The organism is Microbulbifer mixtoriginis (SeqCode) (assembly GCF_052466715.1).
The window spans coordinates 2,055,678-2,069,632 of record NZ_CP174288.1 but is presented as its reverse complement, the minus strand read 5'-3'; the positions used below and the strand labels follow the sequence as shown (position 1 = coordinate 2,069,632).

The window sequence follows — 13,955 nt, the reverse complement described above, 5'->3', positions numbered from 1 at the left end:
CGTGGAGGCTAACACCACAATAAAACCACTAGATTAATTATCGATCGACCATCTTCAATGATCTTCCCCCCAAAACTTTGTTAAGTACGGCAGCTAAGCGCACACCACCTTGCTGTAGACGCATTTCTAAGGAATCCCTGCAGCGCAAGAAGTACTTTTCCCCCAATTGAGTTTCATTGGTATATGCCAGTTTATGAGCCAACTGATGGGACTCCTTTGCCCAGTCTGTTGCATCTGTAGACTGCCAAAGCTGGCTCTGGATTGCACCAATTTTTTCTGTCTGTTCTTTTGCATAACCCTGCCAATCGGTAACCACTCTTGAGACAAGATGGATATCCCAAAGAGCGTGTAAATTGGTCTCCTCTCCATAAAAGTGCACGAATACATCGTTGCCACCACGATCCGAATAAAGACCTGTGTGTAGCGGCTGATGAAGATCCCCTACAAAGTGCGCAATAAACATTAAGGCCTCGGCACGCTCTGTCCCTGACCGGGTGCGATCTGCAAGAACTTCTTCAAACTGCTGAATGGCTTTGACAATACACCCTGTTGGAGGGCAATCCCTCTCCGCGTCATAGCGGTTCCAGTCACGGGATAGATTGATATAGTGCATGGGCGCTGCCCAATTATATTGCTCGTTGGAACGAATACGATCCGCCCAGGTGGCTGACTCTGCCAGATGTGGTTCCCCAACCTCATCAAGTAACAATTCAACTTCTGCGGCTACATTAGGTGCCAAATAATGCCAAGCGATTTCTCCAACCACTCTATGGCCATCATCTCCCCAAGCATGGGCTTTTAGGGTGCTGAGCAGCCCAACCAATAGAATATTTATACAAATTATTTTTTTTAGGTTAATCATCTCAATCATCCACTGCAGAAATTTGCGGCAAGCTTAATAAACATTTGTGACAAATTGGTATGCATCAATGCCATCTCACGAACCTGTTACAAAATTGCAACAAATCGTTAACCAGCCCTTCAATTTCACCCGCTAAAAAGCACTCTGGCCGAGACCTGGGGATGAGTCTCGGGAGCCGATTACAACCAGTTCTCTCAAAGCCACGCTGTTGGCCCACTTAAAGACCAGGATTTAGTTATGAAACCTTCTATCTTCCGGCGCATGTGCTTATCCGCCGCGATTATCTCCGCGATTGGTTCAACACATGCCTCTTACGCTCAGGAAACTGCCGCAGCCATTCGCGGCTCTATTACTGGTAGCGCAGGCGAAGCCATCAGCGATGCAAAAATTACTGTAGTGCACGCGCCATCCAATAGTCGGCGAGTGGCCGAGGTAGGAGAATCAGGACAGTTTAATCTCAGTGGTTTGCGTGTAGGAGGCCCTTATACCGTCACAATTGAAACCGAACAGGGGGATCGTACCTTTGAAGATATTTATCTCTCAGTAGGCGATACCCTGCCCCTGATGGTATCCCTCGACACAAGTAACCTTGAGGAAGTCAGCGTGCTTGGCCAAGCTATCACTACTTCCCGACTAGCGGTAGGCCCGGCATCTCACTTCAATAGCGATGACCTAGCCAGTGCACCCGCAGTAAACCGCGATATCAAGGACTTGCTACGCCTGGACCCACGAGTTTACATCGACGAAGCCAGCTATGACTCTATTCAATGTACTGGCGCCAACCCGCGCTTCAACAGCCTAACTGTTGATGGGGTGCGCATGAATGACAACTTTGGCTTGAATAGCAATGGCTATCCAACAGAGCGTATGCCCTTCTCATACGATGCAATCGAGCAAGTTGCTGTAGAGCTGGCTCCATTCGATGTGCAGTACGGCGGATTCAGCGCCTGTAACATCAATGCAGTGACCAAATCCGGCAGCAATGAGTGGCATGGTTCATTCTTTTATGACTATACCGATGATGGTTTCCGTGGAGACTCTCTTGAGGGTGAAGACTTCCCTGTAGCGGGTTTTGATGAGAAGCGCTACAACGCTACCTTAGGTGGAGCCATTATCCAGGACAAACTGTTCTTCTTCACCGCTTACGAAAAGCTAGAAGGTGTCGCTACTTTTGACCGGGGACCAACAGGCAGTAATTCTCCCTCTGAGGTTGAGGGCGTATCTCAGGAGCAGCTGCAGGAAATCGTGCGCATCGCGAATGATGTGTACGATTATAACCCTGGCGGACTCCCCTCAAGCCTGCCGGAAGAAGATGAGAAATTGCTGATCAAGCTAGACTGGAATATCAGCGATAATCATCGAGCCTCTCTTACCTATAACTACAACGATGGCTACTCTATTGCCGAATCCGACGACGACTACAATGAGCTAGAGCTATCCAATCATTATTATGAGCGCGGTGCCGAACTAAATTCTTATATTGTTCAGCTATTTTCCGATTGGAGCGATATCTTTTCTACTGAAATGAAGATCGGTTATTCAGAGTTGGATAACTGGCAACTCTCTCTCGGTGGTACTGAATTTGGTGAAGTCCAGGTCACCAGTAAGGACGAAGAAGGCCTAAAGAGCGCAACGGTTTACTTGGGATCTGATGACTCCCGCCATGCCAATAAGCTGAGTTACGATAATTTGAGCATTAAACTCGCCGGGCGCTTATTGCTGGGTGAGCACAATCTCACCGCCGGCTACGAACATGAAAGTTTCGATGTATTTAACCTGTTTATTCAGGAAGCACAGGGGGAGTACCGGTTTGCTAGTATCGAAGATTTTGAAAACGGCGTTGCCAGCAAAATTATCTATGAAAATGCTGCCTTCACCAATAATCCCTTGGATGCTGCAGCAGAGTTTGCTTATGACATCAATACTTTCTACCTGCAGGATGAATACACTTTTGCCGAAGTTGATCTCACGGTCGTAGCAGGCTTGCGCTATGACCGCTACAGCAGCGGCGATAGGCCGGTGAAGAATCTGGATATCACAGAAACGTACGGTTTCAGTAACCAGCATAATATGGATGGCATAGACCTTTTACAGCCACGTCTCGGTCTCAACTGGAATGTCAATGACAGCCTGGAGCTACACGGTGGCCTGGGCCTATATTCTGGTGGCAATCCCAACGTTTGGATTTCCAACAATTATTCCAACAACGGGGTATTGCAGATAGAAACCACCGATAGTAGTGGAACCCCGCTCTTCGATATGGACTGGACTGGCAGTGGCCGCCCCATCTATGACATACCGCAAAATCTATATGACCAGGTTGCCAATGGAGAGGGAAGATCCGGTGGCGTCAATCTAATGGACCCGGATTTCGAAATCCCTTCAGTTTGGAAGTATGCCATCGGCGCTAGTTACGAGTTTGAATCCGGCTATTTGCTTTCTGCTGACTACCTCTATAGCGACTATAAAGATGCTGCCATTGTCCGCGATATATCCCTGCAACAAGTGGATACTGCTGTGGATGGGCGCCCAATTTATGAAAGCGCCAATGGTCGTAGCGGAGACTTTATGCTCACTAACGTAAAAGGAGATTCCGGTTTTTCCAGCGTTCTATCCCTGGGTCTAAGCAAATCCTTCGACTTTGGTCTCAATGTAGCCTTGGGCTATGCCTACACAGAAGCCGAGGATGTGAATCCAATGACCAGTTCTGTGGCTTGGTCTAACTACACCAAAATTGCAACTGTCGATGCTGAGAATCCGGGGGCCGCTACCTCCAACTATGTGGTACCCCACCGCTTCACTCTCAAAATGGACTACGCTCACGAGTTTTTTGCAGGCTATGAAACGCGCTTTACCTTGTTTGGCAGTGCAAATGAAGGGCTACCCTATAGCTATACCTTTGGCGGCGGCTTATTTGGCGATGTAGGCTCCGGCCGCAGCCTACTCTACATACCAACCGGTAGCGATGACGCAAATGTAGTATTTGCTGAAGACTTCGATACTGAAGCCTTTTTCGCTTTTGTTGATTCTGAAGATCTTGATCGCGGTCAGATTATGGAGCGAAATGAAATCCATAGTGATTGGTGGACCAAGTTCGACCTACGTATTGACCAGGAATTACCCGGTTGGCGCGCGGATGACAGGATCAACGCCTACTTTATCGTAGAAAATCTGGGGAACTTGATTAACGATGATTGGGGCGTGATGTATGAAGGAGACTTCCCGCGCTATCAGGCCGCTGTAGAGGCTGATATCGATGATCAAGGCCGCTACGTTTTCAATAAATTCTTAGAGCCATCAGGCCAGACACGGGTTGCTGAACCGTCTTATTGGAGCGCTCGTATAGGCGTTCGCTACGAATTCTAACCATAAGAAAGCCGCGGCAATTGCCGCGGCTTTCTATTATCCAATTATTAAATAATCCTAGTTCAGCAACTCTAGGCGCTACCCAACCAACGGGCCAAGGTTTCCCGTAACAGATCCTTGCTCAGGGGTTTGGTTAGATAATCGTCCATTCCTGCCGCTAAACAACGCCCTTCGAATTGTTCTTCCGTGGTACTGGTTAAAGCAACGATTGGTAATCGATCATCAGGCCTGTGCTCTGTTTCCCATCGGCGCAGTATCTCGATTATCTCGGCACTGTGATCGGTATTTTGCTGACAATCTACCAGGGCCAGATCGTAATGCCCCTCTGATAAACGCAGCAAGGCCTCCTCTCCATTGCTGGCGATATCCACCTGGTAACCGAGTGCCTGCAACATCTCTTCCGTTACCCACTGATGTGGACGGGAGTCCTCCACCAACAGCAGGGAATATTGCCGTGGCTGGTCGGCACCACCTTTTACTACACGCCGAGTAGTTCGCTTGGCGCCGCCAAAGATTCTCTCCACCAGAGTATCGTGTAACTCCTTACGGGTTACCGGTCGTCCCAGGTAGAGAGCTGAAGGTACGAGTCTTTGCAATTCCGTAAAAGAGGACTTTTGACCAAAGCCGCCCAGGCATATCAATGGGCAATCACGGTCCTCAGCATGAGTCTTTTCAAAGAATGGTGTAACTGATTCAAAGAGTATCTCATCGCCCATGGCGGGCACCAACATGATCAGTTGCCCTCGCTCCAAAGCCTGCTGAAGGAGCTGCTGTACTTCACACTCGCAACCTTCACACCAGCGCTGGGACTTTACGTCCATACCAAAGGAGCGCAGCATCTGCATCAAGCCGGAAATAAACAGGCCCTTTTGGTGTATCAGTAAAACCTCACTATCCTGCAAACGGCGGTCCGGGGTTAAGTAGGTACGCTGATTAGGTTCAATAGTAAATTTGACTACGACCTGGTAGCGGTTACCGTCTTGATTGGAGTGCAGTTGTAGATACCCCCCCATAGCTTCCGCCAGACCCTTGGCGATAGACAGCCCTAAACCTGTAGTTACCTGATTGGTATCCATTCTGGAAAAAGCGCCAAACAGCTCGCTCTCATCGGGCAGGATTTCACCGCGGCCGTCATCTTTCAGAGTAATATTCAACTGCCCTTCTACAGAGGTGATCGGGGTAAAACTCACTTCGCCCCAAAGCTCTCCCCGTTGGGCAATTCCCGTAGCCGAGTCCACCAGATTGCGAATCAACTGAGCTGTTTTACGATTATCGCCAGTGACCATCACCGGCAGGCTGTCATCAATCTGAAAGTTAAATTCCAAAGACTGACTATGGGCTGCTCGCGCAGCGAACTTGAAGGACTTTTCAATGGTTTTGACCAGGTTAAATGGCCCCTGGCGCATACGGATATCTTTGCGAGCAACGCGGGTAAAGAGCCCCACATTGTCCACTAGCTTAAGCTGTTGGCTGCTGGCATTTTTGGCCAGCCCCACCCACTCTTTTTGACGCTCGCTGAGCGGTTCTGCCTCCAAAAGAGACAAGGCCCCCAAGGCATCAGAAAGCTGGCTGCGGAATTCCTGACCAATATTAACAATAAATTCATTCGTCAATTCAACGGCCGCTTCAGAGTGCTTTCGTGCTGCAGCCAGGCTGCTCGCACGCTGCTGCAACTCCTGCATAGCCGACAGGCGCTCCCAATAATTCTCCGACTCTCGCCGCCCCTGGTGAGCGGTCAGCCAGATAAAGGCCAGAGTGAGCGTCCCGTAAATAGTGCCGAGGATCATGCCAGAGAAAAGAGCCATCAATGCCGCTGGCAGTAGAGAAGTAACCGTAAACCAAGTGAGAAAACGGTGATAAGGCGAGAATACCGTAGTCACGCTGGAGCAAAAGATGACGGTATAGATCCACAGAAAGTGGGTCTCTGGGGCAAAGCCCATATAGTAAACAAAATAGAATAAAGTCAGGCCCCACCAGATAGAGCCAAGAATCGATACAAAAAAGTAATGATTACGCCAGCGATTGGGTCCCGAACTATACAAATGACCAAAACGAAAAACGTAGTAACCGCGGATCAGCGTGAGAACCACTAACCCGGCCCCTAGAATCAGCAATAAGCGCGGAGCTTCCAGGCGCATATCACCGATGGTGGCCGCGATCAAAAATGCACAGAATGAGAGCACCATGCCTCGCCGGCTATATTTGGCGATACGCATATCGGTGGCACGGCAAATACGCCGATCCTTCTGCACCTTGAGTTCAGGGCGATCAAATAATGTCATAGCGACCTTCCCTGGAGCATTGGGTATCCGGTGACATAGAGGTCCCTAGCCTATCCCAAGTACTTCAACCAGTACTGTTTTTATAATAAAGCCGAGCAGTCCAAGACCGAGTGCCAGAAACAGGATAAAGGTGCCAAACCTACCCGCTTTAGAATCCTTGGCCAGGTTCCAGACGATAAACACCATGAATAAGATTAGTGCGCCAATTCCCAACCACAGGGAATACTCTTCAAACTGCTCAAAAGTCATGCAAATCTTCGCTTGTAAAAATTGGCGCGCATTGTACAGCGCTTAACGGCTACAGGTAAGACTTGGCCGAATACAGTCGGTCAGCTCACCCATTAACATGACTGGCAGTTCAAGCACCCTGATAATAGTCACCATCTTCCTGCGCGTGGGTTCCACAGCGCAAACGACGCACTTCCTTCTCACGATAGCGGCTATCGTGCCAACATCTTGGTAGTGGCTCACCAGACAGAAAACATAAGTCTGTTTTATCGAAAACTTCTGGGTCTTGTACCTCTTCCCCCCACAGATAGCGGCCAACTACCGTGAGCTCATAGGGATTCGAGAGTGTGACAACATCTGCCACCTCAACCAAGTGCTTGGTGGTTACATCTTTAAAAAGCATAGTGGCACCTTTTTCCACTTCCCATCTTCAGTATAGGGCTTTTGGCGACAATTCTGGCTAAATTAGGGTTTATTGAAAAGATGTAAAAAAGAAATGCAGCTACAGGGCAAGGAGGAGCACATAATTGTAAAGAGCTTGTGATCTGCAGAACACATATGGATTGATAAGGAGAAGCCTAATCTTATCCGGACTTCTCCAAATTCTATAGAAAATGATAGGGCTCCTTTAGCCCTCAATAGTCAGGCGAGCGGAAACCATACCCTGCTCCGGCAAGGCATCAAGGTTGATGGTGCGAACACCCAATTGTTCTTTCATCAACTGGTTTAACCATGGCTGAAGATCCTGATAGCGCACCTCCTCAACCCATAGACGAATACGATTTTCCCCTTCGGGCTCAAATCGTTTAATCGTGACCCGGTTTTGCTTGGCCGCATTAGTTACCCGCTGCAACAAAGTGCCGGAAGCCTGGCCGCCCCCACCATTGGGTTTAACACGGGAGAGCACGGGTCGCTGGGACTCCATCCACTGAACCAGCTCCTGAGACTCCTCTGCTCGCGCGCGAGACTCATCGAAAAAACCTTTGGCCGGACTGTAAAGGCCATAGACAATAAAAAGCGCCCCGGCAAAAAGACTAAGGATGCTCAAGGCGCGTTGATCACTGGGTGACATCGCCTGCCACTTCTGTTTCCACTGCTCGATTTGTTCTTTCATTCTGCTTTAAATACCGAATTCTTTCGCCTTATACCTTGCGCCTCTAGCGCACACGCACCCGCCCGGATACGCCCTTCTTCAACTCATTGGCACCAAGTAAATCTGCACGCAAACCATTGCCAGACAGCTTGCTGACAAAAGTGTCCAAATCTGAGAGGTTCTGTGCCTTAAGCTGCAATACCATTTCACCGCGCTGGCCATCAAAGCGAAGTGATTGAAGTTGCAACTCTTTACCTCGCTGTTGAGTCCACACCTTACTGAGCTGCTGCATATGGGTGGTAAAGGCGCCGCCCTGATTCCCCGCATTTTTTAAGAAGCCATTTAGCTGCCTACGCATCTGGGCCGAGGGACGTACATTGGGGAACATCTCTGTGAACATGGCTCTAGCCTGCTCTTCTGCCTGCTCAGCCTGCCAGTGGTAGTAGGCCCCAGCACCGACAAAAAACAGAAGTTGTGCGGCAAAACAGAAGGCGGCTACTTTGGCCGGCTTTAGCCACCATACCGACTCAGTTTTGCCGCTGGCTAGTTGATAATCGCCACTGAGCAAATTACTAAGTTTGCCGGGCTTATAACGCTCAAGAAAAACTTCTTCAGGTGGGCGCTGATTGACTTGTAGGCGATCGGCAAAAAGTGATTCCAGCTCGGCAACAACAAGACCGTCCTCTTCACCGCCACCCAGTAACAGGAGTTCTTTGCCCTCTTCCCCTTCCTCCTCATCAGCACCTTCTTCAGAAGCATTATCTACGTCAAGAAGGGAGCCTAACAGAGGCTGGAGGTATTCGCGGCGGATCGACAATCCCTGCCCCGTCGACTGCCAAAAATGAGCCTGCTCTCCATCCAACCAAAGGGAAAGGTCAATATCGAGTAGATCCAATAGTAAATATTCTGGTAATGCCGCAGTCAAAGGCCAGCCGAGTCGCTCCACCTGGCTGTGCAAAATTTCCATTTTGTCTTTGGAAATCGCGTAAATGCTACAGATATCACCATTGCGAGGCGCACAGACAAAATGCAGATCTTCTACATCCTCCGCAAGCTGCTCTTCGACCATATAGCCAATAGCGTTGGCCTGACGTCTAGCTGCTTTGGGGATAGATTCAACGCCACTCCAAACCCAGTTACCAGGCAGAAGTAGCAGCGCCTTGCTGCCCTCTGGCAAGTTCAACGCTGGGTGGATGTCGGGTACAGCCGATGCCTCAAACTCTGGATTGAAGGCTGAAAGGAATTCATCATCCAGAGCAGCTTCACACCAAGAGCCATTCTCCCACTGATGTAAGGTGAGCCCACCGGCGCCAGTTTCAGAGAGCCGCAGCAAGACCAAAGCTGGCTTGGGTGGCACTGCAGGCATGCCGATTTCATTTACGCTTTTCTTTTTAAACATACAATCTTATTGGCTATCTACTATCTAGACTCGCTACGGTGCCTTGTAGTCGAGTAATTCCTGCATCATTGCACCAGAAAAAGTGCGCCGCTGGCGCTGTACAACTTTGACTTCACCGTCCCCGGCCTCATCGAGCCATAGAGACGTCTCCCAATACTGGCGGTAGTCTTCACTATCTCCCAGTTGGACAGCAATACGCGCCAGAAAGTGCTGGCTATGAAACACAAACTGGTTGGTGTTGTTGAAGCCATGAGAGGACAGATCCCCCGACTGGCTAAGGATGCCGCCAGACTCTCGAAACAGCAGCAACTTACTCACGCTAGCAGAGGGGTCCACCGCTTCCAAAAGCTCCTGAGAAGCCAGATTGATATTGATCTTGCTTCCAGTCTCCGGCAGCGCACACAGGAATGGAGCCAGCTTCTGCCAGTCTTCCGGCTCCATACCCTGTACAGAAGACAGTTCCGATATATCACTGATTAAGGTATCTGGGGTGCGATGGGCAAGATCCCTACCGAGATAGCCATCATCCTCGGTTGCTGAAGAACGCGGTGTGTCGTTGTCATCCATCCAGTCGGCAATAGTCCCGGCTAACTCTGATTTTCCTGTGACATTGCTCACCAGCCGGCGAAAAATATCAAACTGATCGGTGCCGTTACCGCTATCGACAAGATTATTTACATTAAAGCAAGAGTTTAAGTCTTTGATATTTATGCGTATTTTTCCGTTATCAGGATTGAACTGCAACGCCGGTGCTGCCCAGGCCTCAAGAGCGTGATCGGCAGGTTGGGCAGCGTCTTTATCCTCTTCGTAATCCTTGAGAAGCGCCACCCTACTCCAGGCCTCAGCCCCAGCGACAAACTCGGCTAATTGCGAATTGGCCAAAAGAGCACCGCTTCGGGTGATGGAAATCTGATCGCGGGTAATGGCGTGCGAGACCAGGGCAATTGCAATCACCATTACAAGTAAAACGGTAATTAAAGCCACGCCCCGCTGGCGGCGAAAAGTCTTTATCGACTTAGAGCCGCTCATCGTTACCACCTCCGCCGGAATTATCCCGACCTGAATTGCCGTCGTCTGAGTTGTTCCCACCTCCAGAGTTGTTCCCACCTCCATTACCACCGTTGCCGGAATTAGCTCCAGGAGGACTGAACTCTACAGTTGAAAAGGAGAATACGCGGCGTATTTCACCGTACTGACGGGTCATTAACACGAACTCGATAGCCTTTGGCAGGCGGCTATCTGCACTGGTAGTAGATGCTGTAGTACCGGCTGGCGGCCATTGGGCAACCCAGGCATCTGAGCTAGGGTCAAAATACTGTAAAGTCAGGCTCTCCACACCGGCGAGCAGAGGTTCAACAATTGGCTCGGAATCAGGGCCTCGGTCTAAAACTTGCCAGCGACTGCGCAATAACAAAGCCCCAGGATCTTCCTCATCAGTAAAGGAGCTGCTTCTCTCATCGTCTTCTGGGTAGCCGATACTGTAACCCAGCCGCTGAAGTTCACCCCGGGGCTCACCAATAAGGTTTGCCGCCCCAAGGCGGGTAAATTCGAATTCGTCCTGATCACCGCGCAAAGCAGGTTCATAGCCCGTATAGGCATTTTTAATCGGTCGCGCTGTTACCTGGCGCAGGTCCTCCTCCAGACGATAGAGAGCCATGGAAAAACGGCGCAACTCTTCTGCACGACGCTCAACAACACTGTCGGAATTATGGAAAACTTCTAGAAGGGAAAACGAACCAACACTGATAATCGCCACCAGCACCAGTACGACGAGCACTTCAACCAGAGTAAAGCCTGACTGGCCCTTTATTGGAGAAATCTGCATAGAAGCTACTCCTGCGCCGCCCAGGCATCCAGTGTCAAAGTTGGGTTTTCGGCATCGGGGTAACCCACTTGAATCACGATATGGCGAAGGCGCTCTTCGCTGGTTGCCTCTACCTTTGCGGTCACTTCCCAGTCTCTCTCCGCAAAGGACATTTCCTCTTTTTTCTCACCAATCGGAGGCCAGGGAGTTTGTACCCTAATTTGCGAGAGTACCTGTTGAGCGACCCAGTTAGCTGCGAGCCGCTCCTCCATAACTCTTTGGCGCTGCACGCTGCTCTGCATAGTGCGCAATACGCTGGCGGCAATAACCCCAAAGATAACCAGGGCGATCAAAACCTCAACCAGGGTAAAACCGCCCTGTCGGGCCAGGGAATTGCGTTTAAAGGTCATCGGCTTGCCACTCTAGCTGCAAGCCATAGAGGCTGCTGTAAGAAATTGTCGCGCCACGAGAGAAGTCACCATCCTCGACCAGAAAAACGGCTAGTTTGATCGGGAGAACTTCACCACTCGATAAAGCGACAAACTGCGGCTTGATCTTTTCCTCATCGCTCTGCTCTTCAGCAAACTCTGTGGATTGGGTGGAAGGCAGTTCCGCCTCTTCAAGCACCTCCAAACGAACGATAGCGGGAAGCTCATGAGCCGCAAATCGCTGGCTGCGCCGACCGGCAGCAGCCATATCGGGAGCCTGCCAAGTCATTGAAGTGGGATCAAATCGCACTACCGTATAAGACTCGGGTTCAAGCACTACGCCGTAATGGGCTTTATCTATCAGGGCACGGTCCGCGACAAGCTGCAACAAGGCGGAGAGACGTTGAGTCTCCCCTTCCCAGACACGCACCCCGGAACTGCCCAGGGACATCATGGCCATGCCAGCCAAGCTGGCGATGATAACAATCACCACCAGAATCTCGACCAGCGTGAAACCCTGATTACGCTTGAGCCTACTGCGGGCTGATCGCCTATACATCGATTGCTGATTGAACCGAGTTACAGGTCAGCGGCAAAAATATCGGCGGCTTCACCCTCTCCACCAGGCTTACCATCTGCACCCAGGGAGAACAAATCGAATGCGCCGGCACTGCCGGGGCTGATGTACTGGTAGTGATTACCCCAAGGGTCCTTGGGCGCTTTCTTTAAGTAAGGTTCAGTCCAGTTTTTAGCTTCGGGAAAGCCGGAGGGACGGGAAACTAGAGCTTCCAGACCCTGGTCAGAACTTGGGTAAACAAAGTTGTCCATGCGGTACATGTCAAGGGCAGTCTCGATAGCACGAAGGTCAACGCGAGCGGCCTTCATACGGGCTTCACCAGTTTTGCCCAAAACACTGGGAACCACCATGGCGCCGAGAACACCGAGGATCACAATCACCACCATGACTTCAATCAAGGTGAAGCCACCACTTCTGCGTAGGTTTCGCATTTTTTTCTCCAAGTTCAGCTGAAAGCTGGGAACCCCCAGGGCCACGAAGGGAATCGTGGCCCCAATTTAAAAATATTCAGTTTTTGTAAAAAGAGATCTATCTACACTCTCAAAGCAGTAAGAAGCCGAGCACCCCTACTAAGCCGAGTCCAATAAGTACCCTTGAGGCCTCGCGTAGGGTAAAGCCACGGCTGTTTAGTAAGGATTTCATCTTCCCCTCCTAAATAACCTGCATCCTGAATCTGTGGACTTCACTACTTTGAACTCTACATAGCCAGTTCGTTCATGCTCATAATTGGCATCATGATGGCCATCACGATAAATAGTACGATAGCGGCCATAACAAGCAACATCAGCGGTTCGAACAAGCTCACAAAAGCAGTCACCGCCCCCTGAAGGTCTTGCTCCTGGGACTCCGCAGCCCTCTGCAGCATTTCGTCCAGGGTGCCAGAAGACTCACCACTGGCGATCATGTAGATCATCATTGGCGGGAAATACCCAATATCTTCCATGGCTCGGTGCAAACTACCGCCCTCACGTACCGTCTTCTGTGCAGTTTCCAGACGATCCTTTAAGAACTCATTGGTCATTACCCCGCGAGCAATACCCATTGCCTGCACCAGTGGGACACTACTACCGGTAAGGATTGCCAAGGTTCCCACATAACGGGCACTCTGCGCACCGCGAACCATCCAACCAATTACCGGCAGGTCCAATAGGCGATGGTGAAACTTATATTTGATCGCCGGGCGGCGCAGCATAATGACCACACCCGCAATAATGGCCCCTAGCGCTGGAGGCACCAGCCAGCCCCAGGCGGCAATAAAGTCACTCATTGAGACCAGTATCCGAGTGGGCAGCGGCAAAATTTGTCCGGTGCCGGTGAAGACCTCAATGACATCCGGCACCACATAAACCATCAGGCCAGTAACCACGAGGACACAGATAAAGACCAATACCATGGGGTAAATAAGTGCCAATTGCACTTTCTGACGAAACTGCTGCTGCCCCTCGGTGTAATCTCCCAAACGTTCCAGCACCGCATCCAAGTGTCCGGAGTGCTCACCGGCCTCCACGGTAGCCCGGTAGAGCTTGGGGAAAGCCTTGGGGAAACACCCAAGGGCCTGGGCAAAACTGTGGCCCTCCAAAATCTTTCCGCGCACCGCCAGCACTACCCGCCGGATTTTCTGGTTGCGAGTCTGGTTGGCAATTGCCCCTAGGGTCTCCTCCAACGGAATACCGGCGCGTAACAAAGTGGCAATTTGGCGGGTAAGCAGGGCCAGATTTTTAATGCTGAGCCCGGGACTTCCGGACATAAAACCGCCAGCACTCTTCTCAGATTGCTCGGCGGCAGGGGTAACATCCAGAGGCACCATGCCTTTAGCACGCAATTGCTGCCGCGCCGAACGGGCACTATCGGCCTCTAGGGTTCCCTTGCTTTTTCGACCGGATGCCGCGAGGGCTGTGTACTCAAACGCTGCCACG

The 13,955-nt window shown here is 50.6% G+C and carries 13 protein-coding genes; 1 reads left to right on the top strand and 12 read right to left on the bottom strand.

The features are described 5' to 3' along the window. Positions 1-37 precede the first annotated feature (37 nt). On the bottom strand, positions 38-862 hold the full coding sequence (locus tag ACJJH9_RS09155) for a S1/P1 nuclease (protein WP_444925016.1): 825 nt from the start codon (positions 860-862) through the stop codon (positions 38-40). A gap of 237 nt (positions 863-1,099) precedes the next feature. Between ACJJH9_RS09155 and ACJJH9_RS09150 the strand changes: the two genes are divergently transcribed. After that, the gene (locus ACJJH9_RS09150; RefSeq protein WP_444925015.1) at positions 1,100-4,228 is read left to right on the top strand and encodes a TonB-dependent receptor; all 3,129 of its coding nucleotides are present in this window, start codon (positions 1,100-1,102) and stop codon (positions 4,226-4,228) included. 71 nt (positions 4,229-4,299) lie between these two features. Here the strand turns inward: ACJJH9_RS09150 and ACJJH9_RS09145 are convergent, their stop codons facing one another. The 11 genes from ACJJH9_RS09145 to gspF all read right to left on the bottom strand — a co-directional run bounded on the left by ACJJH9_RS09145 (position 4,300) and on the right by gspF (position 13,954). Continuing rightward, the gene (locus ACJJH9_RS09145; protein ID WP_444925014.1) at positions 4,300-6,510 is read right to left on the bottom strand and encodes a hybrid sensor histidine kinase/response regulator; all 2,211 of its coding nucleotides are present in this window, start codon (positions 6,508-6,510) and stop codon (positions 4,300-4,302) included. A 45-nt stretch (positions 6,511-6,555) separates the two neighbouring features. Next, complete coding sequence (locus ACJJH9_RS09140; RefSeq protein ID WP_252085852.1) at positions 6,556-6,759, bottom strand: DUF2788 domain-containing protein; 204 nt, start codon at positions 6,757-6,759, stop codon at positions 6,556-6,558. A 109-nt stretch (positions 6,760-6,868) separates the two neighbouring features. Continuing rightward, complete coding sequence (locus ACJJH9_RS09135) at positions 6,869-7,141, bottom strand: acetyltransferase (protein WP_252085851.1); 273 nt, start codon at positions 7,139-7,141, stop codon at positions 6,869-6,871. Positions 7,142-7,366: 225 nt separating this feature from the next. Then, complete coding sequence (locus ACJJH9_RS09130) at positions 7,367-7,852, bottom strand: type II secretion system protein M (RefSeq protein WP_444884969.1); 486 nt, start codon at positions 7,850-7,852, stop codon at positions 7,367-7,369. Between the two features lie 43 nt (positions 7,853-7,895). Beyond that, positions 7,896-9,230 (bottom strand): type II secretion system protein GspL, encoded by a 1,335-nt coding sequence (gene gspL, locus ACJJH9_RS09125; protein ID WP_444925013.1) that lies wholly within the window; start codon positions 9,228-9,230, stop codon positions 7,896-7,898. A gap of 33 nt (positions 9,231-9,263) precedes the next feature. After that, the gene (gspK, locus tag ACJJH9_RS09120; RefSeq protein WP_444884971.1) at positions 9,264-10,259 is read right to left on the bottom strand and encodes a type II secretion system minor pseudopilin GspK; all 996 of its coding nucleotides are present in this window, start codon (positions 10,257-10,259) and stop codon (positions 9,264-9,266) included. Continuing rightward, positions 10,246-11,055: a type II secretion system minor pseudopilin GspJ gene (gspJ, locus tag ACJJH9_RS09115; protein WP_444884972.1), complete on the bottom strand. Its 810-nt coding sequence runs from the start codon at positions 11,053-11,055 to the stop codon at positions 10,246-10,248. The genes gspK and gspJ overlap by 14 nt, the downstream gene beginning before the upstream one ends. Positions 11,056-11,060: 5 nt before the next feature. Continuing rightward, entirely contained in the window at positions 11,061-11,444 is a 384-nt protein-coding gene (gene gspI / locus ACJJH9_RS09110) for a type II secretion system minor pseudopilin GspI (protein ID WP_252085846.1), read from the bottom strand. Continuing rightward, positions 11,434-12,021, bottom strand: a complete 588-nt coding sequence (locus tag ACJJH9_RS09105) for a prepilin-type N-terminal cleavage/methylation domain-containing protein (RefSeq protein ID WP_252085845.1) — start codon at positions 12,019-12,021, stop codon at positions 11,434-11,436. Before ACJJH9_RS09105 ends, gspI begins: the two co-directional genes overlap by 11 nt. Before the next feature lie 20 nt (positions 12,022-12,041). Continuing rightward, complete coding sequence (gene gspG / locus ACJJH9_RS09100) at positions 12,042-12,470, bottom strand: type II secretion system major pseudopilin GspG (protein ID WP_252085844.1); 429 nt, start codon at positions 12,468-12,470, stop codon at positions 12,042-12,044. Positions 12,471-12,736: 266 nt separating this feature from the next. Then, complete coding sequence (gspF, locus tag ACJJH9_RS09095; RefSeq protein ID WP_252085843.1) at positions 12,737-13,954, bottom strand: type II secretion system inner membrane protein GspF; 1,218 nt, start codon at positions 13,952-13,954, stop codon at positions 12,737-12,739. Position 13,955 lies beyond the last annotated feature (1 nt).

What these genes read in the sequence shown, in the direction of transcription:
- ACJJH9_RS09130 (WP_444884969.1), bottom strand. Translation starts at nt 7,852, where the DNA reads ATGAAAGAACAAATCGAGCAGTGGAAACAGAAGTGGCAGGCGATGTCA.
- gspJ (WP_444884972.1), bottom strand. Translation starts at nt 11,055, where the DNA reads ATGCAGATTTCTCCAATAAAGGGCCAGTCAGGCTTTACTCTGGTTGAA.
- ACJJH9_RS09150 (WP_444925015.1), top strand. Translation starts at nt 1,100, where the DNA reads ATGAAACCTTCTATCTTCCGGCGCATGTGCTTATCCGCCGCGATTATC.
- ACJJH9_RS09105 (WP_252085845.1), bottom strand. Translation starts at nt 12,021, where the DNA reads ATGTATAGGCGATCAGCCCGCAGTAGGCTCAAGCGTAATCAGGGTTTC.
- ACJJH9_RS09140 (WP_252085852.1), bottom strand. Translation starts at nt 6,759, where the DNA reads ATGACTTTTGAGCAGTTTGAAGAGTATTCCCTGTGGTTGGGAATTGGC.
- ACJJH9_RS09155 (WP_444925016.1), bottom strand. Translation starts at nt 862, where the DNA reads ATGATTAACCTAAAAAAAATAATTTGTATAAATATTCTATTGGTTGGG.
- gspL (WP_444925013.1), bottom strand. Translation starts at nt 9,230, where the DNA reads ATGTTTAAAAAGAAAAGCGTAAATGAAATCGGCATGCCTGCAGTGCCA.
- ACJJH9_RS09145 (WP_444925014.1), bottom strand. Translation starts at nt 6,510, where the DNA reads ATGACATTATTTGATCGCCCTGAACTCAAGGTGCAGAAGGATCGGCGT.
- ACJJH9_RS09135 (WP_252085851.1), bottom strand. Translation starts at nt 7,141, where the DNA reads ATGCTTTTTAAAGATGTAACCACCAAGCACTTGGTTGAGGTGGCAGAT.
- gspG (WP_252085844.1), bottom strand. Translation starts at nt 12,470, where the DNA reads ATGCGAAACCTACGCAGAAGTGGTGGCTTCACCTTGATTGAAGTCATG.
- gspI (WP_252085846.1), bottom strand. Translation starts at nt 11,444, where the DNA reads ATGACCTTTAAACGCAATTCCCTGGCCCGACAGGGCGGTTTTACCCTG.
- gspK (WP_444884971.1), bottom strand. Translation starts at nt 10,259, where the DNA reads ATGAGCGGCTCTAAGTCGATAAAGACTTTTCGCCGCCAGCGGGGCGTG.